Below are 21,759 nucleotides of genomic sequence, written 5' to 3' on the forward strand. Positions count from 1 at the left end.
AACCAGCTGCCACGGTTAAGCCTCCAGTTGCTCCATCAACTACGCCATCACAGCCAGTTGCTAATCCAAGGCCCATAACCATCGATATTGTAAAAAATTTCGTTAGTAAGTGTACCTATGTCAATATAACCAATATAGAATGCGAGGAACTGAAAGAATGTGAAAAATCTATAAATGAAAATAAAGATGGCCCACAAATATTCAAGGCCACATTAAAAAATAATACTGAACCCTTTATTATAAAATCATCCAATTTCTCCAAGGGTGACAGTGGTTTTTTTGGATCAACGCGTATCATTGACGCTTTAAATAAACCAGGAAATGATATGAGAAATAGCGCAGATTATAAATATCCTACTAAGTTTGGGTTACTCAATAAAAGTAACCCTAACGACATCATTATTGTTAAGCTATATGAAAACATTGATAATTCTGATGCCGATCTTAACCCAAACTACGACACCGTGTTGCAGTTTATGCCCATGGCAAAAGGAAAACCTGTTTCCCGTATATTATATAATGAAGGCAATAATTTAAGTAACGAAAGCGTAGATACACTTATGAAAATTGGCAGAAAAATTGGTAGTGCCGTAGGCGCTATGCATAAAAACGAATTTAACCATGGTGATTTACACCTTGGTAACATATACTACGATGAGGTTAGCGACAGGATCAGTATAATAGATTTTGATACTTCTAGGAACGATGATATCAAAAGCCTCTTTTATGGATTATTTGGTGATCTTGAGGATAATAGAAATAAAAATTTTAATCCTACAGCATTCATTTGCGGGTTTCTAGATGAATATTCAAAAATAAATAAGCCCCTCAAATATGAGGCCTTATTTAATAGTGTTGGCAATACAACATTTCTTTTTGTCACTGCAATATATATTTGCACGCATAAATTCATTGCTCAGCCTAAATTTAAAAAAGATTCAATAGAATTTTATTCAAAAACCGGACCCGATGGTAAATATCCCTGTTTTAATGCTAGCCTTGCATATAAAATGTTATTCAAAATGGACTATAATTATGGCGATAAATTAGATTTTTTTAAAAAGCATAATGATGCCAATAGGAATAGTGTAGCATCGGCATTCTATTTTGGGCTGCAAATGGTGAATGCGATTGAACAGCGCAACCTAAGTATAGAAAAGACAATTGCGATATTAAATAGTATTGCTGCAAGAACATCCGCAACTGATATTAATAAATCCGATGTTATGGCAAAGCTGGTTAGTGATTTCATTAATCTGGCTAACAACTAATAGCATTAAAGATCAACGCTAAATTGGATGGGCCTCAACAGTCCATCCAAGTGCTTTATCAATCAATTTATAAAACAAGGACAAATACCTACAAATCTAGCAGCCTCTGGCGGAGAGAGAGGGATTCGAACCCTCGGTACTATTACTAGTACACAGCATTTCCAGTGCTGCACAATCGGCCGCTCTGTCATCTCTCCATTACCAGTAAACAAGTGAGGTTTTCAGCCAATGGGTCAACACGAAAACTCTCGAAATAAAAGTAATTAATATCAACCAAAAAATCCGTAAAATTATACAGAATAGGAATCGATAAGTACAAAGATAGCGCACTTAAGTACATTGCAATCAATGGGTTTCTTTAGGTATCCATCGGCACCATAACTCATACATCTACTGGCCATACTTTCAACGGTATAGCCGCTAATACATAAAAATGGTATTTTTTTAAAAAATCCTGTGGTCGAAAACCTATTTAAAAAGTCGAATCCATCAAAATTTTCCATAATCATATCGCATACAACAATGTCTGGCATTTCATTACTGAGACTAACCAGACCATCTTCACCACTTTCGGCCTTGACGACTTCGAATCCACTAAGTCTGAGAAACTTAGTTTGCGTATCTAGAAAAATTTTATCATCGTCTATAAATAAAACTTTGCTACTCGATTTCATCAGATGATACGATCTGATTGTATACAGGAATACGAACCGTAAATGTGGAACCAACGTTTTCTGAGGTTTTTAACGTCACCGTGCCTTTATGTAATGCAACACATTGCCTTATCATAAACAATCCTATGCCTATACCAGATCTATTGCCAATATTTGAACACCTATGAAACAGGTCGAATAAATGCTTAACCTCGTTTTTCGGAATGCCAATACCCTGATCTACCACTTCTATGCTAAGAACCCCATCACTAACGTCAATGTGCAACTCAACTTTTTTGTCGTCTTCGGAATATTTTAACGCATTGCTCAGCAAATTGGAGGCTATATGATATATCAACGTAGGATCGAGCACAAGGTTATATTTCTCGCCCACATTGCTTATCATCACCACACGATTGTTATCAGATACATTATCCACATCCCTTATTACATCATGGAGTAAGGCCACGATATCGACCAGTTTGGCATGAAACTTTATCTGATTGCTCTGCATCTTCCCGAGCAACAAGATGTCATCCATCATCTTGGTCATTCGAAGGATACAGTCAGATATATTTTTTAAACTCTCGTCGACCTCCTGCCTATTCAACCGATCTCTAAAATTAGCAATCAAGTCAGAAGACGCTTTTATAGTAGCCATCGGCGTACGGAATTCATGAGATATCAACCCAACAAAAGCACCTTTTGTCATGTTTGATTCGCGCTCTCTACCAAGATTACACTTGAGATTAGCCACGACCACGCACTGATATACAATAACAACTATGGCCAGAAAAAATAAAAATAAACAAAGATCGAACATACTACGTACCAACGATATATGAAATTAGAGATATCACCTGCTGATGGTTATCAAGGATAATATCCATGCTTAAAATCTTTAACATTTTTTAATCAAACACCGAACCAATAATACTCCGCATATAATTCTACCAGTAGCGATCAATAACCAACTATCTATCTATCTCTGTTCCAAAATCTTGAGAATATTACTTTGATCAGAAATACGCTCGATATATTTTTGTGAAAATTCGTCAAGCAAAATTTTTGTGTTATCCGGGGCATTTTTATTCCAGAACGGCCCCTCCATTCTGTATATATGCTCAATATCGACATTTCTGTTCCAAATCGGGTAATAAAATACCATGGTTACGGCATTTTCTGGCCAATTCCGCGGAACGATGCCAGGACAAATGTTCTGTTTCTGAACTTTACAGTCAAAGGAAACCAAGGTATCGATGGGAAGAGTGCCGTAATTATCGAAATCTAAGAACCTATCAATCAGAAACAATGAGTGATTTTTTAGCTGTTGATATTGCTTTCCGCTGGCCATTACATGATCAAGCCACCCGGGTAAAAAACCGAGTTTTATAGCTAGCTTTGAAACAAAAAATTCATCGCATAACTCAAAATACACCGAATAGTCCGAGTCGTTTTTCGCTCTAAAATTATCCACGTAGGCTTTCAGAATCCCGGCGAAGCCGCTTGTCAAGGCATCCAGGTCATTAAATCCTTTATTAAAAGTCGCATCCACAGTAATGACAACGACATCCTGTGGCTTGATACCGTGATCCCTTGTTTTACTCAGCATAATTTTTGGGACCAATTTACCCACCGGTTCACTTGTTCCATCCTCATGGACAAAGTTTATGCGTATGTCATTGCAGATCAAAGTACTTCTCGCAGCTTCCAGTTTTCTGATCAAACTCTCCGGAGAGGATTTGCTGTCTAGTCCATCTATCTCTGTGGCCAACAAACAGGATCTGGGCAAATCAACTTTCAGGTTGCTCATGTCCTTGAGCGCGTTATATAATACGGGCAAAATTTTTTTTTCTAAATTTTCTAAAGAATCCATCGAATCCATTACGGGCCACCCAGCTAGGAACTAATCATACAAAAATTAGAAGCCCGGTCAAGACTTTGTCCAGGCAAGGCATGGGGCAGCCAGGGAACTAACATTTCCATTGTATTCCCTAGAATCATCACTGGTTTTGCTCACCGAAACGGCTCTCCTTGGTCGGGATGACTGGATTCGAACCAGCGACCTCTACGTCCCGAACGTAGCGCTCTACCAGACTAAGCTACATCCCGAAACCAAAACATTTGGTGCCCGGGGCGGGACTCGAACCCGCACGTCCTTACGGACAAAGGATTTTAAGTCCTCAGCGTCTACCATTCCGCCACCCGGGCAATGCGCCGTGAATGATGAAAATTCATCGGCACTTGCAAGAATTTTCACAAACAAGTTTCGAATGGCTAACGCTTCCTCTCGAGAAAAGATTTGACCAGCTCATGACATTCCTCTGCCATGACATTGCCACGCACCATCGGCCGATGATTAATTTTATCGATCAAACCGAGATCCACAGCACCACCGAGGCATCCCATTTTTTTATCACCGAGGCCAAAAATCACCTCGCCAATCCTGGACATCACCACCGCACCGGAACACATTGGGCAGGGTTCCTTTGTCACATAAAGCTTGGTTTCATTAAGGCGCCAATCACCTATCACTTTGGCTGCCTGCGTAATAGCCAACATCTCCGCATGGGCAGTCGGATCCACAAGCCTGCACACATTATTGTGAGCCGAAGCGATCACCTGACCATTGAGAACTATCACCGCACCTATCGGAATCTCGTCCTCCTGCCAGGCCTCTATGGCTTCGTTGTAAGCCAACGACATAAAGTACACATCGTCTTTTTTAAGCTGGGATAAAAATTTTTTCTTAAAAGGGCAGTTTTCCATCACAATAGCAACGCCCCGATCCAACCTAAAACTATGACCGGGATATTAAAATGTATGAACGCCGGAATCGTCGTATCCCAGATGTGATCATGCTGGCCATCGGCGGCAAGACCCGAAGTTGCACCCAGCATCGTGTCCGACACCGGAGCGCCGGCATCACCGGTAATGCTTGCGGCAGCAACTATTGTAATGGTCGCTAAGGGACTGAATCCCATTTTCATACATAACGGTACATAGATGCTCGCGATGATTGGAACGGTGGAAAATGAAGAGCCGATACCCATGGTTATGAGCAGCCCGATCATCAACATACCAAACGAAACAACGGCCTTTCCGCCGGTTGAGCCAGCTGCAAGCCAATTTACCAACTCACCGATATCTCCTGTGGTTCGAATGACAGCGCTATAACCAGCCGCAGCTATCATTATAAATGCCATCATTGCCATCATCTTAAACCCTTGTGTAACAACATTATCGGCATCAACCCAATGGACAACACCGCCCACCGAAAAGACCAAAAAGCCAACCAAGGCACTGGCAATGGTACTCCTCGTATATAGCTGGATAATCAATGAAACAACCATCGCAATGACCGATACCAGGACATTTTTCAATGAACCCTCTTTTTCATTGGGACTACATCGGCTATCGTTCTTTATGACGTTGTATTCACGTGGCTTACAATACATCAGCCAGGATGAAATCAGACCAACAATCATACCCAACATCGGGAAAACCATACCAAGCATAAGCTCTTTCATCGACACATCCAGACCGTTCAGGTTGAGGTTATGGAGCAAAATATTATTCAAAAAAATGTGTCCAACTCCATAGGGCACAATCATATAGGCCACAATCAACCCAAAAGTTATAACGCAGGCCACCAGGCGGCGATCGATTTTTAACATTGAAAACACACCAAGCAATGGAGGTATCAATATCGGTATAAAAGCAATATGGACCGGAATGACATTTTTTGATAGAATCGACATCAGGCCGATGGCCACCAGCATGACTACTTTGAATTTTGTGCGCTCGGCGTCTTTCGAAGAAGCATTTTTTGTTTTTACCGACAGAATTATTTTATCCGCCAGCATCACCGGAATCCCGGAGTGGGCCACCGCCGCGGCAAATGCGCCTAGCATGGCATAACTCAGGGCTATTTTTGCCCCATCGCCAAGGCCATTTGAAAAAATTTCCAGGGTCTTTTCAAAGCTGAATCCATCCACCATTCCGCCTATTAACGCACTGGCAGTCAAAGAAATAACGACATTCACCCGGGCCATGCTAAGAATCAGAACCAGCATAACCGATAGAATGACGGCATTTGTCAAAATCATCAGCTGGACAGGAAGATTTTTGGCCCAAAAGTCAACCAGTTCCTTGACTATTACCTATTATAATATGAACCTTATCCCGCGAATACTGTCACAACCACCCAGTCCGCCTAGCCGGGAAAGGATCGCCCTGGTCTCGAAACTCAACTCGCTGCGAATCACACTGTTATCAACTTTCACGATCAGCGTACCATCGGGTAAAATCCTAACCGGAGAACAACAGCTAAAATATTTATTCCCGATAATAAAAGCCCAGCTATCCACTAAATTGTTATTTATTGACCTATTAGCGTGCTTCATGAACTTGGCACAGACACGCTTAAGTGCATTATAGACCAAGACCTCCTCACGAAAAAATGCCTGGGACTGATCCGTCGGTAGACCACGAAAATCGGCGATCAGATTGTTAATTTTCCTAGAAAATTTCATAAAATCACTGAAAAAATTTTATGGCTTTTCTCAGCCTGGCCAGAACATTTTTTTTCCCAAGGACGGATAGCAATCTGTAAAAGCTTGGGCCAATGGACCTTCCAGAAACAGCAAACCTTACCGTATGGATATAGTCACCGGTTTTAACATAATGGGTCTTCGCCAACGAACCTATGAGCTCCTCCAAATTTTCCTTGTAATACTCCGTTGTGTTTACAATACCATCGATCACTTCGCTTATCCTCTTCTCCGGATTGAACTTAACTAACTTTTCCCTGTCCGCATCATTAAATTTATAGTCATCAGAAAAGAAATAATTCACAAAATTTGCCAGCTCTTCAAAGGAACGAACCTTCTCCTGACAAATGGACAAAACATCAAAAACATATTCTCTATCAGTGGCTTTCGTAACAATGCCCTGGTCGAGCAGTATCTGGGCCCCCAGATCGCAAAACTCCTCCACCGGCATGGCCCTTATGTACTCTGAATTTATATGGGCCAGTTTTTTTTCATCAAACCTGGCATTGTTTTTATTGACGTCCTCCAGCCGGAATATTTTTATAATTTCTTCAATCGGAAGGATTTCCAGGTCATTCTTTGGAGCCCAACCTAGCAGACATAGATAATTTCTGAGCGCCGCCGGGAGGAACCTTCTTTTCTCATAGTCTTCAACCAGCGCACCCGCATCGCGCTTACTCATCTTCCCCTGGCCATGCTCCTTCAGAATCAACGGGATATGGGCAAAATGCGGAACCTCAGCGCCAAAAGCTTTAAAAAGCTCAAGGTGCTTGCTTGTGTTGGACAGATGATCCTCGCCACGGATCACGTGGGTAATCCGCATGTCTATGTCATCGACGACGTTAACAAAATGGAAAACCGGTGATCCGTCGGACCTGAAGATAACAAAATCCCTATCTTCTTTGCGGGTCACAGGTCCACGAATCAGATCATTTATGACCTGCGGCTCGCCGGAGATTTTGAAATAAATCGCTCCATCCTTGGTATAGGCGCGGCCACTCAGCCTGAGCTTCTCAAGGTATTTTTTGTATATTTCCCCCCGTTGGCTCTGGAAATAGGGGCCAAACTTCTCCACCGCCAGCGGGCCTTCGTCCCAGTTCAATCCCAGCCACCGCAGTCCGCTAAATATAACATCTACAGCTTCTTGCGTATCTCTGTCCGCATCGGTATCTTCTATTCTCAGCACAAAAGTGCCACCTGTATGCCTGGCATACAACCAGTTAAAAAGCGCCGTCCTGGCACCACCTATGTGCAAAAACCCCGTCGGACTCGGGGCAAACCTAACACGTACACTTTCCATCGATATGCGGCCAGAGTATGTATCGATATCTGCTCCATCGCAAGAAAATATATAATAATTATTGATATAATTTTACCAATTTGTTCTTAAAATCACAAAACTGCATATTGCGTTGAACCCATTCGCTGGCGGATTTTGACAGGGACTTGGTTTCGTAACTACTCATACTTACAAGTTCTTGCAGAACAGAATGCACATCCTCAGGCTTGGAAACAAGACGACAAAATCGCTCACCGGCCAGGTCCTGGTAGATATCATTCCCCTTTGATACCATCGCCGGAATGCCCCTTGCAAGAGCCTCGACCAGAGAATAGTTGAAGTTTTCATGCCGAGACAGCGAAATATAATAATCTGCCATCGCAAATATCTCCTCTTTCATCTCCAGGTCCGCAAAGCCGGTACACCGGACTTTAACACCGCACTTTTTGGCGATGGCCTTACACTGGTTAATCGATATATCATCCTCTGGTCCAACAAGAAACAAAACAACTTTCAGGGGAAGCCCGGCCAGAGATTTTATAACATCAATGGGGTTTTTGACCCTATTTAGCCGACCAAGGCACAATATAACCCTATGGCCTTTCTCGATCCCATAGCTAGCCCGAATTTTTTGCCTTTTTCTGCGCAACATCGCCCATTTACTTTCAAAAAACTCCGTTGGCCAGTACAAATCCGTGTAATTCGCATCCTGAAAAAATTTATTGGCATTGGTCCTTTCGGTCCTGGTCGCGCAGATCACATGCCTTGCGTTGGCCAGAAATTGCTTACCAAATATATTGAGCCACAGACTCTTACGCATACCTCTATGGGCCCTGACAACTTTATCCAAGGCCCCATGCAACACTATATTGTAGGGTATCCCATAGTTCTGGAACACCCTATAAACAAAATGACAATGAAACCTATACAGACAGTGGCAGGTGATAATTTTTGCCCTGTTTGCAACATACTCCTCGACTTCTGCCAACCTGGTTCTAGCCACCTGGGCAAATGCCCTGCCAAAGAAGTTGTCATTCGTCCTGACCTGATAAATCTCTTTGGCTATCAATTGGGACCTATCAAAGGAATTTTCTCTGGAAAACACTACAACCAAACCACCTAGCGCTGCGGTAAAATGATTCACGCTTGTGGTCAATCCACCATCATTGCGCGTAAGACCTACACCAACAGACACATGTTCAGCTGAATATATCACAATAATTTACAAATAGACCACATCCTAATGAAATAAGCAGATACAAAAACCGTTATCTTCTAGGCCCCATTGACTCATTTATTTCTAATCTAGTGCTGTTGATAATTAGGATCCTTTCTGCCGGTACTCCTAAGATACTCAAATGTATTTTCACTGCGGACTAAAGAGCGATCGGTACAAAGTGCGCCGGTATAACCATTCCTGGAGACTTCTCTCAATGCAACTCCCCAGTGGCTATTGGCCATGTCCAGACAAATAAATATTGGATGCCCTTCATTGATAATACTCCAAAGCTTAATATTGGCATCTACCCATTTGCCAAAAAACTCATTCCAGGCCTTTTCAAACCTAATTCTATTGGCATTTATACCTTTCCTTACTTTAGGCATGGCGGGTATATCATATATATTGGTCCAATTTTCGAAATATTCATCAAGAAAACTACTACGGGCATCATTGAATTCATCCATGTCACATCTAATGCCGGTTGCTCCATAAATTATATTTCCAAGTGGATATCTAGTTTCAAGCAGTCCAAACGATGTATCAGCGCTATATTGAACACCATTCCACTCATGATTAATACCTTGGGAAGTTTGTACACACTTAAAACAGTAACATGTTACTATCTTTTTGTTTTGACGATCGCTGTCGACAATACGACACCTATAAGCCATTCCATCGGTATCAAATACACACAACATGTCATCACCAATGACTGATGTAACTATCGGTCTATTTATCGCCATGGCAATGCGAGCACAAGGAGCCAATTGTGCTGATTCATCGCCATATCCGACCATACCATTATCTAACCAGTAATCGTAGTCTGCAGTCTTATAATCAGGAATATTTGGCCAAATAATCTTTCTTATCTCAAGCATATCCTCCCAGGCATAATAACCTTTTCGCGGGCTTCTACCGACGGCTATGGCCCAGTAGCCACAGTCGCCATAAGGTGGCACATCGTATATTGCCCGACCAAAATTTTCCACTAGTGGAGAATTTATGTGGGTATTATATCTATTGAATTTAGATGGAGCTTTCTCTAAGATTACCCCCCATTCATTAACATATGTTTTTTGATCATTTGGATCAGCATAGCCATTATAACCTAGCCCAATCAACAACAATAAAAATATACTCAATTTTTTAATAAAACCATTATTCATTTTAATTTTCCTTGTTTATTGTTGTATTTATTATGTAAAGTTTTAATAAAAGGAAAGAAAACTATATTCTTCTGCGTATAATTGATCGCCTCTTTTTGGCCTTACGCTTCCTGATGTCAATGCGACGGTTTTTTTTAGTTTTTTTTTTACGGATCAGCCCATCGCTTTTGTGCTTTTTGGGTTTAGATTTACCAAATCCTTTAGCTTTTTTTCCAAAAACCAACATATTACCATTGCGCCTTCTGCCTCTGACTCGACCAGTTGGGTTTCTGTCTGTCGTCTTTCTAAAGTCAGTTGGGTTAGCACTTTTGTGTTTTCTGATAACAATATGGTGGCCAGTTTTTAGATTACCACTATGAGGTCTCTCCACGGGGACTTTGACAATCGCAGTATCTAAAGTGGTTTTGTAATTACCATCGGAATCATTGCGTAAATTACTTCGTGGATTAAAAGCTGAGTTTATATTTCGATTTTTGTTAGGATCAATATTAATTTTGGTAAGTGATTCCAATTTATTTGTGGTGCGAATTGTCTTATTATCTGCACAAAGCAATCCGGTTTTGCCATTTATTGTAACTTCTTTTAATGCTGCCATCCAGTAAGCACCCTCAATGTAAATGAATATTGCATCTTCACTGCTGATGGCAGATTGTAACTTTTCATATATAGGTATTTGTTCTTTAAAAAACTTGACCCAGGCATCTAAAAAATCAGGATTAAAGTCAGAATCCTTACGATTGCCATTTTTTATAAATGTCTGATAGGCATAGTTAAGCAATGGGTCCATCAGGCTATATCCATTGCCATCGATTCCAGGTACAGTTTTTTTTGCTTCATTTGTTAACCACTTATCCAGAATTTCTCTGTCGAAAATTTTCTCACAGTGAAAAAAATAATCTGTAAAAATCCTGTTAATATCACAATACCTGGATTTACTGCCACCGTACAGCTTTTGAATTAATTCAATCTTCGCATTTGCATCAGAACTACTACATTTAACCCATTTTAAATTAGTAATCGGTCGCTGCCATTGGTCATATTTATAAAGAAAATTAACTATACGAACTTTACCATCAGGACAACATACATAACCTGTGACAGTATTATTAAAATTATTATAACCACCACTTATTGTACTTAAACAAATTATTGGCCTCTTAATATGTCTAGCAATGTCTATACAATCGGTGTTACCCAGCCAATAACTGTTAGGCGAGGTTATATTATCAGCTAGATCTGGATGAACAATATTTCTTATGCTAAGCATATCCTCCCAGGTATAGCGACCTTTTTTCGGGTCTTTAGCAATGGCTATGGACCAATATCCACAATCACCATAATGTAACACGTCGTATAGAGTCAGTCCAAGGCCCGATATGATAGACTCATGGTTGGACATTCTTTTACCACGTTCATTTAAAACCCTTTTATATTTGTTTCCATTTTTATCAGTGTATATGTCTGTCACATCTGGATCACCGTAGCCGTTACAGCCTAGGACGATCAATGACAGCAGCCATATATTTAGTTTCTTAATAACAAAGAATTTTTTACCTGCTCCCATCCTGTTTTGATTATATAAAAATTTTAGTAAAATAACAGAAATATATGCATATATTTACTTTTTATATATCCTATAATAATAATGAAATTACCGTATTATTCGTTTAGGAAAACGACTTCTGTGCCGGATAAGAATTTTTCTTTTTTTATTGGTTCTTCTTTTTTTTCTACTAATTCTTCTCTTTTTTCGAGTTCTTCTCTTGGCAATAAATTTTCTGACCCGACGACTTTTCCTAAATCTCGCATTCACTTTGCCATGGCTCCTACTGCGTTGCATAATTAGGTAACTACTACTGCCGGACTTACCGCTATAGCTGTATCTCGATGCAACTGGCCTAGGGAAGTAACCAGGTGGAAGTATTACCTCGAATTTATTCGATACGCGGCCTAAATTATTTGGCAACCCAACTATCCAGTGAGGTCTACCGCTGACAGTACCATTACTCGGTATGTGATGGATAAGTATTACAGGTCTACCGGTAAAATTTAGGGTTCTCACAGAAGTATATACGGCACCGATGTCATTTTTATCGTAGACTATTATGCTATCCTGATTATTACTATCCTTTAACCCTGAAATAGCTAGGGTTACCCCAAGTTGCTTTGCAATCTTTCCACAGCAAAAACTGGAAGAATTCAGCCCTGAATTGGAGCTATAACAATCCGTATCATCACTAAGATTTGGATAAACAATCTTTCTGATTGCCAGGGCATCGGTACGGCTACACCTACCAATAGATGGGTTTAATCCTAGGGCGATGGCATAATATCCACAGCCGCCCCACCCACCACCGGTTACGTCGTATAGAGTAAAATTGAGATGTCTAGCCAAGGGAGAATCGCCATAGGCACCAGTCCATTTCCCAATTTCTATAAAATAGCCCCGGCAGTCGGTATACACCAACGACACAATCGATACAAATACAAATGTAACAAGCCTTCTTGTTAGCAAACTTCACCTCATGGATTGGAGCATGCTTTTGGCCTATTATTCCGATGTCAATAGAAAAATTATATTAAAAACTTCACTGTTTTCTGTTTTTACCCAAAAGCGCCTTGGAACATTACTTTCGAGATGTTATAATCGATTACTTTATCTCCGGAAAAAAATCATTCTTCCTTTTCTTTTCTTGGGACATTTTCTTCTTTTGCGCCTCTTTTTTGCCTTTTTAACATTCTTATTTGGCTCAACCAAGCGGAGAATTGACCATCATAGGCTTCCATATCTATAATACTACCATGACAAATATCGGCGAATATCATGGTAAAAACCTACAATAAGAATGACTCCATTATAATACCCGTTTCAACATGATGAGGTCATTTCTTTTTTCTTTTTCGATTTCTAGATCTTTTTCGTTTATTTCTAGACTTTTTTTTGCTATTTTTAGCTCTGGTTAATCTATCTTTTACTCTATTATGGGTGGCATTTACGGTCGATTGACTAGATGACACCGACGATGAGGCATTCGATATACTAAGTACAGACGATGGTGGCTGGTGTTGCTGATTCAGAAATAATGAATTATCTGACGATTGCTTATTTGGTGGCAGATCATCCATTCTAGACTCCAATTTTTGCGATTGAGAATTATAATCTGAAATTTTAGAGTTGAGGGTTGGGCGTATAGATGATATTTGTGGTTGCACAGGTTTTTTTTTATTATTCAGTGCCACTACCCAATGGTCACCGACGTTATGAATAAATATAGCTCCGGGTCTGGCAACAATATCCTGGAGTTTGCTATTCTCCGTAATCTGGTGATTGAAAAAATCTTTCCAGGCCTGTTCAAGTTTTGCGTGAAGTGGTTTCCCTTTCTTGGCATTAACATTAGGTACTTCGTTATCATCGGGAAGTGGTGGCGCTACATCTATATTAACCCATTTGTTGAAAAATTTTTCAGTAAAATCTTCTATAACTTTGTCCCCTGCATTTACATTGTTACCATATAATGTTTCAATTAATTCGTATTTATTACCACGCAACCAGATATCATCAACAAAAGATTTCAAACAATTTACACCAACAAGCGGTTTTCCGGTTGCATCGGTTCCATTAACAAAAATACCTCCATGGACATTATCTGGTGTATATATACTTATAGTATTTGGATCAACTTTATATATACCCATAGTATTTGGACCAACTTTCATGATGGGGTTATTTTTATCAAGACCTGAACCAACTATCACCTTATCTATGCTTGGCGCAATGTCCATGCAATTAAATATATCCAGCCACAGAGAGCCATCATTAAAATCGTCTGGGTTATCAGGATGGACAATCTTCCTTATTTTAAGCATATCTTCCCTGGTATAGGTCCCTTTTTCCGGATCATTGCCAATGGCTATGGCCCAGTAGCCGCAGTTGCCATCGCCCAACGTATTATATAGTGTCAAACCAAGTTTGGCCACAAATGGAGAATTCTGATCACCATATTCTCTAGGCTCATAATCACCGTAGCCATCACTAACCCATGTCATGGCTAAAAAAAACGCAACCAGCGTAACCCTGTTAATTAATAAATGTTTCCACATAATCCATTCCTATCCTTTTAAAGCCAAAACCCATTGGTGGTTTCCCATTCCTATTGCCGAACACACCAACAAACAGCTGGATTATGTAACTTTATTAACAAATTACAATATTTATGTTGATATTCTTATTTTGCTAGACCTGCCTGGAGCCTTTTACTGACCTGGCAATAATCGGCTATGGTAACAGAATATCGATTGACAAATATGGTTATGTGATTTTAACGAATCAAATGGTTTTTTATGGAGATCGTTAAGATATTGACCTGGATTTCTGTTATAATTTCCCTGTGGGGCTCCTATTTGAACGCAACACTTAGGTTAAAGCTATGTTACGTATTGTGGTTGTTCAGCAACATTTTTCTGCTTATTCACAACGCGCTTATAAAAGAATACGCCCAGGCAACGATGTATACAATTTATCTGATGATAACATTTATTGGGATAAAAAATACGATAAAAGATGAAGGTTGGCTTTCTCCGCAACGGAAATGATATTTTTAACATTAGATTTTTGGTGCTAGTATCATCAGCAGGATTTTAGGACGATTTACCAGGCATCACTATCTAACCCATTATTTATGAAGAAATTTTATATAACTACCGCCATAGATTACGCCAATGGAAAGCCCCATTTGGGCCATGCCTACGAAAAAGTTTTGGCCGATGTGATAGCACGAACCCATAGGCTATTGGGAGATGATGTGCATTTTTTGACCGGATTGGATGAGCATGGTCAGAAAGTCCAACAAACCGCCGAGAAGAATGGCATGACTCCTCAGGAACTATGCGATGCAACGGCCATAGACTTCAGGTCGATGTGCCGAGAGCTATCGGTGCTGTATAACGACTATGTTCGCACTACCCAACCACGACACAAGGTCATTGTCAGTGAAATATTGCAAAAATTATTCGATGCCGGTGAGATATACAAAGCTGAATATAATGGCTATTACAGCACCGTAACCGAACAGTTTCTACACGAAAAAGATAAGGTCGATGGCGTTTGGCCAAAGGATGTGTTCGGTGATGTGATTGAGATGAGCGAGTCCAATTATTTTTTCAGGCTAGCTAGGCACAAAAAGTGGCTGATAGGCTACATAAATAATCATCCCGATTTTATTTTTCCCAGGTTCAGGGCCAAGCAAGTCCTCGAGTTTCTTTCGGACGAGGTAAACGATCTATGTATTTCTCGACCCAAAAGCAGGTTATCCTGGGGCATTTCCTTGCCCTTCGATGACCAATACGTGACCTATGTATGGTTTGATGCGTTGATAAACTACATTTCGGTAGTTGGTTACGGCACAAAGGACTTTGAAAGATACTGGCCCGTGGACTATCATATAATAGGCAAAGATATCCTTGTCCCGGCCCATGCCGTATACTGGCCAATAATGTTGCATGCACTGGATATTCCTATGCCTAAAACACTTTTAGCACACGGCTGGTGGACCTGCTCCGGGTCAAAGATGTCAAAAAGCATCGGAAATGTGATAAACCCAATGGAATACGCGAAAATATATGGACCGGATCCGGTTCGCTATTTTCTTATCCGCGAGATGAAAGTCGGTCAAGATAGCGATTTTTCTCATGATTTATTCATTTCCAGATACGAAAACGATCTGGGCAATGACCTGGGGAATCTGGTCAGCAGGATACTGAACATGGTTTCGCGTTACTGCGGTGGTGTGTGCCCGGAATATGATCAAGCCCAAGGACATGATGATGGCATGGCGTTGTTCTGGGAAGCCAGCCGGAATAAATTCATAGATCAATGCAGGGAACTGCAGTTTCATTCGGCCATAGAGGACGTGTTTGAGTTTATAAGAGCGACAAATCGATATATAGAAACCAGAGCACCCTGGAAGCTAGCAAAGTCCTCTGCCGACGGTGACAGAGTGGCGTTATTGTCGACGTTAGCCGTTGCAGCAGAATGTGTTAGAATCGCAGCTTCGGCTCTATATCCGATAATGCCGACCCTGGCCGATAAAATATTTCACCTGTTTGGTCTAACCCAGGAAAAATTCCAATGGAACAGTGCCTTACTGTTTGGTAATTCGTTGGCAGGCAATCGGTTTTCCGAAAGTGCCATACTATTTCCACGGATAGATCTACAGGAAAAAGCCTAGAAAAATCTAAAAAAATCTAGAAAAATTTAGAAAAAATATTTTTGTTTTAGGCTTTAGGAATCTTTTGCAAGCATTCTGTAGAACCTTACGTTTTCGTATTTTCCGAACCTTTTAACATAATCCACAGCTTCACCCTCAAAGATAAATCCGCATTTTTCTATCACGCGCCGTGAGCCGACGTTACGCGTCATATGGTTCACATCGAGCCGATGCAGTTTCATAACTTTGAAACAATAATCGATTACAAGGAGCACGGCCGAAGTACAGTAACCATTGCCCCAGTATGGCTTACCGATCCAATAATGGATTTCAGCCTTGTCATGATCCTTGAACAGAGTCAGACCAATGGTGCCGATGAAAACATTGGCCAGATCTATGGCCCAGTAAAAGGATTCACCGCACACCATCCTGTTATCTATGTGATTGATCCAAAACACTGCCATGTCCCGCGTGTAGGGATAGGGCGTATAGGTTAGTAGAAAAACGGTTTCCCTGTCGCTAAAATAGGTAGTGATGTCATCGATGTCATTGTGTGACAACGCTCTTAACCGGATATCTCCAGAAAAAAGCATAGGCGCTTTTTTCAGCCCATCGAAAGTCCCCATGACAAACTCACACTCCCATCATGAAGGCGGAATCCCCGGTTGTGGTTAGACTTCCTTGAGTTGTAACTCCTTGAGAAACATCATGTTCAGAAACAGTATACAGTTCAGGAAATTTTACCTTCCAGTGATCCATGGCATTTACAAAATTTTCAACAATCTTGTAAAACCTGTCTTCGTCCACAAAATCCATATCTATGCGATGGCTCAGCATTACCGTATTATCATCCGTCGACAGTCCCAGATTTGCGCCGGCCGTATCGCTCCAGAAGTGATTGCATTTCAACATCTCCATTAGCACAGCCGGGCTATCTTTAGATAGCATGCCGACGTAGGAAACCATCTCTATCTGATTCGAATCATGCAAAATGGAACACTTCATCATCAAATCTTCGTCGAACGCAAGATAGCATGAGCCTTCCTCATCTGGTTCCAAGCCCTCTAATTTCAATTGCTCCGCCAAATGGCCCACCATCCTCTTGAATTTAATTAAATCACCCATCCTGGTTTTAGGATATCTTCAGCTGATAATAAAACAATAATAAAATTTGTCAATCATCATTTTTTATGTCCCTTATTACCAATAGGCCGGTCCTGTCGACAAACGCTAACTTATTGCGGGCAAGGACGCCTGAGAACGCCATGGAAGCCGATACCATTGCGTTTTTGTGCAATATCGATCCTGGATTCAGGACAGAATTGCAACCGACCTGGGCATGATCACCGAGAATGGCGCCGAATTTCCTGAGGCCGGTGCTCTTTTCCAAAACATTTACGCACTTTTTATCCAGGCGAAGATTGGCCAAAACCGCGCCGGCTCCCAGATGGCAATAATTCCCAATGATCGAATCGCCGACATAATTAAAATGTGGGATCTGCACATAATCCATTAATATAGAATTCTTTAGCTCACAAGAGTTACCGATCACACATCCGCGGCCCAGGATTACATTGTCTCTTATGTACGCCCCAGGTCTCAGCTCGGTCCCCTCATCTATGAACACATTGTCACCCAGGGTCGCGAAATGTGGCAACCTGACGCTGGGATGGATATAGACATTACGGCCCAGTGAAACTCCACCGTAAACTCCCAAGGGCTGATTTGCTAAGTTCTTCTCCTCCAAGGCAATCTTTATCATCACGAGCCATTCCCAGGGGGCCTGATCCAGGGAAAAATATTCTCTGAAATGTCCAAAATTTTCTGGAAATTGGAAAAAATCTTTCGCTTTCATAGGATTATCTGACACCATAATTATCTTTGAATTTGACGACAACTTCCTTACCAAGAGTGAAATCAAGTTTGAGCAGCGGAAGTCTGTTGCTGACCTTCGGATCGGAAAGAACAAAATCGAGCTTTTTCAGCTGTTCTTTCAGGTCGTTATCACTAAAAATCACCTCGTTGGCAAAGCTGCAGCGTATTTTTATCCTCTGCCAGGGGACTGCCCGCTTTTTATCAATCTTATCGCAGGAAACGACTTCAAACTGCGAATATATGTTCGGATAGTCCTTTTCGGCCATGGACATAAGTGTTGCAATGCCATCGATCCCATTTGTACATTCATACTGGTCAGAGTGCTTGGCTTTCCTAATCATGGCACAGTCAAGATAGGGCAACCTGGCTATCATTTCCTTTGAATATCCCAGGGCATGAAACACAACACCTTCTGAATCAACAAACATTTGGTCTTTTGTAATCTTACCACTGTCCTTTTTTTGGACCAGCACGCGCAGAATTGGTCTACGCTCCTTGACATTAATTCTTATCGTATCTGGAAATGCTCTTTTTACTTCTACGTATTTTATCTGCCTGAATAGCTTCAACTTATCTCTAATCTCCAGGATATTTACATCCATGATATCCACATCTTTTTTCACAGAAACCACAGCGCTTGCCCAGTGGGCTGACAGAACGCCATCCGATAGGAAATCAATTTTTTTGACCGGCTGGCTAAATATGGCCTTTCTAATGTTTGGATAGCGTTCTGCCAGAAGGACATAGGCCACATAACCCAATCCGCTAAGAGTCAGAATAAGCAGCAGCCACAGAATCAATTTTCTAAGACTGCGCTTCAAATAACTGGATTTTTTACTAGGCCCACGCACGATCCTTTACATTACCTCTTGGACAACATTTTTAATGAAATTCCTGCCCTATCCAGGGCCGGTGTTATCATTTCGATACAGGTCTCTGTAAACGATAACCCCTTGCAAGCAGCGCTCTTAGGAAGCAAACTTGTGGTTGTCATGCCAGGAATTGTATTGACCTCAAGAAGGTTGAGCACGCCGTCACTGGAAAGTATAAAATCAACCCTGCCGAAGTCTCTGCAACCACAATTGGCATAGATTTTTTCGGCCCACTGAACGGCCAGGCTCGCCAGGTAACCATCCAATCTAGCTGGCACGGTATAATTGGTCATTCCATCCGTGTACTTGTGCTCATAGTCGTAAAATCCATCCTTCGGCGTTATCTCTATTATAGGCAAAGCCTTATGGCCAAGAATCGGCACCGTTAACTCACGACCATCGATGTGCTCCTCGGCAAACCAGTGGTCTTTTAAAATTTCATCACAACATGCCAGCCAATCGTTCTCTGAGAAGATCTTGTGGACTCCTACACTACTACCTTTCCCCACCGGTTTTACAACAAATGGCTTGGCCAAAAAAACATCAGCGAGCTCATCATATTTATACTCCCTGGGTTCAAGCCCAATGGATTTCGGCGTATTGATGCCGGACTCTATGGCCACAGACTTCGTCCGTAACTTATTCATACACAACGCACTAGAGTAAGAGTCGCTGCCAGCAAAATTAAATCCTCTTTCCTCCAGCAGGCGCTGCAGCTGGCCATCCTCACCAAATTCACCGTGCAAAACCGGGAAAATCACATCACCATTTGAATCCAATTCATCGGGGATTTCGTCCACATCCAACTGTATCTTTATGACATCAAGAACCGTTTTCAAGGCTAGATATACAGCCTGGCCGCCTCTCAGCGAAACTTCGCGCTCGGATGAGCTGTAACCACCACATAATACGGCTATTCTATCACATTTTCTCATTTTAGTTCACGGTCACTGTCCATGTCGACTATTCTAAAATTTTCCGCATGAAAAGCAGAATCTGCCCTGAAAATCAATTTTACATTATTGCTACGTTCGATGTCGATTAAAAATTTTTCGTAATGTTCGCGAAGGTATTTAACCACAGTTGGATGAACAAATATTCTTAGCTGTTTTAATCTATCCGAACTTCCATTTTTGAATTCGTGATTGAGCCGTTTCAAAATGCTGCCAAGTCTGCGCTGAATCTCCAAACTGATTGCCCTGGAAGATCTTATGAATCCTCTCCCGCTGCAATAAGGACAAGAATCTCTCAGGTCTCTGGCGGTGCTCTGGGCATGTCTCTGTCTGGATATTTGCATCAATCCAAAATGGGATATCGGCAATATCTGGGTCCGTTCCCTGTCCTTGCCAATCAACTCATACATAAGATCATAGAGTTTTTTCTTATCCCGCGGATTCTTCATGTCGACAAAATCCACGATTATCAGACCGCCGAGATTCCGAAGCCTGATTTGCCTCGCAATTTCTTTAGCAGCTTCGGCATTAACCTGATAGATAAAATTCTTATTTTCAGATTCATCGGATTTATCGGTTTTGTTGCGGTGAGCTCCGGTATTGACGTCAATGGCCGTCAGGGCTTCGACTTCTTCGATAACAATCTCTCCACCAGAATGTAACGGTACATATTTCATCATTGTCTGGTCGAGTTGTCTCTCGATATTGAATCTTTCGAAGATCGAGATGCCCTCGTCAAAATAATGAATTTTTTTCTTGGATCGCGACGAAATCGCTCCGACCAAATCCAGCATCTCATTGTAATCACTCTCATCGTCTATCATTACCCTATCTATATCGTCTGTAAGGAAATCGCGAACAGTACGTTCTATCAGCCCGGGCTCCTTATAGATCATCGCTGGACCAGAATTTTTCTTCATATTAGCCATAATCCCTTCCCATTTTTTCAGCAAAATGTGGATATCTCTTACAAAATACCGCATCTTTTTGCCCTCACCGGCCGTTCTGATTATCAGGCCCATGCCTTCGGGAATTCTCACCTTTCGCAAAATTTCCTTTAATCTCGATCTTTCGGCCTTGGATTCTATTTTTTTCGAGACGCCGTATTCACCGCTAAACGGCATCAACACTACGAAACGACCCGGTAGCGCAATATTCGTAGTAACCCGCGGTCCCTTTGTTCCGATCTGAGCTTTTATGACCTGGACCATTATTTCAGAACCAATCGGATACAACTTCGGAATATCGTTGGCTGTGATGGTTGCGCTCTTCGACTTGGCATTCTCGCGAACAATTTCCACCGACGAATCGGCCGCCGGGAGAGCATCCCAATAGTGCAAAAATGCATTTTTCTCTGTGCCTATATCCACAAAAGCTGCCTTCAGGCCTGATTCTAGGTTTTGAATCCTGCCTCTAAATATCGCACCGACCGAATTATCCACATCATCGTATTCAATCTCAAACTCTTGCAGCACACCGTCTTCTAGTAAAGCAACCCGTTTTTCCGCCGGGGATGAGCTGATAACAATTTCGCGAAAAACCTTATCTGATCGCGTAAAAGCTTTTATTATTTTTTGAATCAGTGATTGTTCTTTCGCCCTTGTAAGTGCATCGTTATTAAGGAATTCCTTTGATGGGCCGTTGTAAACTGGCTCCTCGGGTATCCTTTTCAATTCGGCTACTATATTTTCTTCATTAAACCTACCCAT

The 21,759-nt window shown here is 41.3% G+C and carries 22 protein-coding genes and 3 tRNA genes; 3 read left to right on the top strand and 22 right to left on the bottom strand.

Features of this window, described 5'->3' with window-relative positions:
* Positions 1 to 1,271, top strand: a 1,271-nt coding sequence (locus LBB20_01850; GenBank protein MDR2735567.1) for a hypothetical protein, incomplete at its 5' end; no start/stop codon positions are given.
* 107 nt (positions 1,272 to 1,378) lie between these two features.
* On the opposite strand, the gene LBB20_01855 is transcribed toward LBB20_01850, so the two are convergent.
* The 16 genes from LBB20_01855 to LBB20_01930 form a co-directional block, all read right to left on the bottom strand.
* Positions 1,379 to 1,468, bottom strand: a tRNA-Ser gene (locus LBB20_01855).
* A 93-nt stretch (positions 1,469 to 1,561) separates the two neighbouring features.
* Positions 1,562 to 1,945 carry a response regulator gene (locus tag LBB20_01860; GenBank protein MDR2735568.1) on the bottom strand — a complete coding sequence of 128 codons (384 nt, stop codon included), beginning with the start codon at positions 1,943 to 1,945 and terminating at the stop codon, positions 1,562 to 1,564.
* On the bottom strand, positions 1,932 to 2,747 hold the full coding sequence (locus LBB20_01865; protein ID MDR2735569.1) for a HAMP domain-containing histidine kinase: 816 nt from the start codon (positions 2,745 to 2,747) through the stop codon (positions 1,932 to 1,934). Before LBB20_01865 ends, LBB20_01860 begins: the two co-directional genes overlap by 14 nt.
* Positions 2,748 to 2,906: 159 nt before the next feature.
* Complete coding sequence (locus LBB20_01870; GenBank protein MDR2735570.1) at positions 2,907 to 3,800, bottom strand: hypothetical protein; 894 nt, start codon at positions 3,798 to 3,800, stop codon at positions 2,907 to 2,909.
* A 159-nt stretch (positions 3,801 to 3,959) separates the two neighbouring features.
* Positions 3,960 to 4,036: transfer RNA gene (locus LBB20_01875), tRNA-Pro, on the bottom strand.
* A 13-nt stretch (positions 4,037 to 4,049) separates the two neighbouring features.
* Positions 4,050 to 4,135: transfer RNA gene (locus LBB20_01880), tRNA-Leu, on the bottom strand.
* Positions 4,136 to 4,201: 66 nt separating this feature from the next.
* Complete coding sequence (locus tag LBB20_01885) at positions 4,202 to 4,693, bottom strand: nucleoside deaminase (GenBank protein ID MDR2735571.1); 492 nt, start codon at positions 4,691 to 4,693, stop codon at positions 4,202 to 4,204.
* Positions 4,693 to 6,033 carry a hypothetical protein gene (locus LBB20_01890; GenBank protein MDR2735572.1) on the bottom strand — a complete coding sequence of 447 codons (1,341 nt, stop codon included), beginning with the start codon at positions 6,031 to 6,033 and terminating at the stop codon, positions 4,693 to 4,695. The genes LBB20_01885 and LBB20_01890 overlap by 1 nt, the downstream gene beginning before the upstream one ends.
* Before the next feature lie 57 nt (positions 6,034 to 6,090).
* Positions 6,091 to 6,459 carry a DUF721 domain-containing protein gene (locus LBB20_01895; protein MDR2735573.1) on the bottom strand — a complete coding sequence of 123 codons (369 nt, stop codon included), beginning with the start codon at positions 6,457 to 6,459 and terminating at the stop codon, positions 6,091 to 6,093.
* A 4-nt stretch (positions 6,460 to 6,463) separates the two neighbouring features.
* Positions 6,464 to 7,777 carry a glutamate--tRNA ligase gene (locus tag LBB20_01900; protein ID MDR2735574.1) on the bottom strand — a complete coding sequence of 438 codons (1,314 nt, stop codon included), beginning with the start codon at positions 7,775 to 7,777 and terminating at the stop codon, positions 6,464 to 6,466.
* A gap of 58 nt (positions 7,778 to 7,835) precedes the next feature.
* Positions 7,836 to 8,951, bottom strand: coding sequence for a glycosyltransferase family 4 protein (locus LBB20_01905; protein ID MDR2735575.1), 1,116 nt, complete (start codon positions 8,949 to 8,951; stop codon positions 7,836 to 7,838).
* 110 nt (positions 8,952 to 9,061) lie between these two features.
* Positions 9,062 to 10,144, bottom strand: coding sequence for a hypothetical protein (locus tag LBB20_01910; GenBank protein ID MDR2735576.1), 1,083 nt, complete (start codon positions 10,142 to 10,144; stop codon positions 9,062 to 9,064).
* Positions 10,145 to 10,205: 61 nt separating this feature from the next.
* Positions 10,206 to 11,708 carry a hypothetical protein gene (locus LBB20_01915; GenBank protein MDR2735577.1) on the bottom strand — a complete coding sequence of 501 codons (1,503 nt, stop codon included), beginning with the start codon at positions 11,706 to 11,708 and terminating at the stop codon, positions 10,206 to 10,208.
* Between the two features lie 87 nt (positions 11,709 to 11,795).
* A complete protein-coding gene (locus LBB20_01920; protein ID MDR2735578.1) occupies positions 11,796 to 12,617 on the bottom strand; it encodes a hypothetical protein in 822 nt (273 codons plus the stop codon).
* 200 nt (positions 12,618 to 12,817) lie between these two features.
* On the bottom strand, positions 12,818 to 12,970 hold the full coding sequence (locus LBB20_01925; GenBank protein ID MDR2735579.1) for a hypothetical protein: 153 nt from the start codon (positions 12,968 to 12,970) through the stop codon (positions 12,818 to 12,820).
* A 57-nt stretch (positions 12,971 to 13,027) separates the two neighbouring features.
* On the bottom strand, positions 13,028 to 14,191 hold the full coding sequence (locus tag LBB20_01930; GenBank protein MDR2735580.1) for a hypothetical protein: 1,164 nt from the start codon (positions 14,189 to 14,191) through the stop codon (positions 13,028 to 13,030).
* Positions 14,192 to 14,485: 294 nt separating this feature from the next.
* On the opposite strand from LBB20_01930, the gene LBB20_01935 reads away from it, so the two are divergent.
* Positions 14,486 to 14,737: a hypothetical protein gene (locus LBB20_01935; GenBank protein MDR2735581.1), complete on the top strand. Its 252-nt coding sequence runs from the start codon at positions 14,486 to 14,488 to the stop codon at positions 14,735 to 14,737.
* A 53-nt stretch (positions 14,738 to 14,790) separates the two neighbouring features.
* Positions 14,791 to 16,371 (top strand): methionine--tRNA ligase, encoded by a 1,581-nt coding sequence (gene metG / locus LBB20_01940; protein MDR2735582.1) that lies wholly within the window; start codon positions 14,791 to 14,793, stop codon positions 16,369 to 16,371.
* Positions 16,372 to 16,424: 53 nt separating this feature from the next.
* Here the strand turns inward: metG and LBB20_01945 are convergent, their stop codons facing one another.
* The 6 genes from LBB20_01945 to LBB20_01970 are packed head-to-tail and all read right to left on the bottom strand — an operon-like array spanning position 16,425 to position 21,759.
* A complete protein-coding gene (locus LBB20_01945) occupies positions 16,425 to 16,976 on the bottom strand; it encodes a GNAT family N-acetyltransferase (protein MDR2735583.1) in 552 nt (183 codons plus the stop codon).
* Positions 16,977 to 16,983: 7 nt separating this feature from the next.
* On the bottom strand, positions 16,984 to 17,475 hold the full coding sequence (locus LBB20_01950) for a type III secretion system chaperone (protein MDR2735584.1): 492 nt from the start codon (positions 17,473 to 17,475) through the stop codon (positions 16,984 to 16,986).
* A 49-nt stretch (positions 17,476 to 17,524) separates the two neighbouring features.
* Positions 17,525 to 18,205 carry a UDP-N-acetylglucosamine diphosphorylase gene (locus tag LBB20_01955; GenBank protein MDR2735585.1) on the bottom strand — a complete coding sequence of 227 codons (681 nt, stop codon included), beginning with the start codon at positions 18,203 to 18,205 and terminating at the stop codon, positions 17,525 to 17,527.
* A 4-nt stretch (positions 18,206 to 18,209) separates the two neighbouring features.
* Positions 18,210 to 19,076, bottom strand: coding sequence for an FtsQ-type POTRA domain-containing protein (locus LBB20_01960; GenBank protein MDR2735586.1), 867 nt, complete (start codon positions 19,074 to 19,076; stop codon positions 18,210 to 18,212).
* Between the two features lie 11 nt (positions 19,077 to 19,087).
* Complete coding sequence (locus LBB20_01965) at positions 19,088 to 20,032, bottom strand: D-alanine--D-alanine ligase (protein ID MDR2735587.1); 945 nt, start codon at positions 20,030 to 20,032, stop codon at positions 19,088 to 19,090.
* Entirely contained in the window at positions 20,029 to 21,759 is a 1,731-nt protein-coding gene (locus LBB20_01970; GenBank protein ID MDR2735588.1) for an Rne/Rng family ribonuclease, read from the bottom strand. The genes LBB20_01965 and LBB20_01970 overlap by 4 nt, the downstream gene beginning before the upstream one ends.

Source organism: Puniceicoccales bacterium (genome assembly GCA_031283585.1).
Lineage (GTDB): Bacteria > Verrucomicrobiota > Verrucomicrobiia > Opitutales > LL51 > JAIRTH01.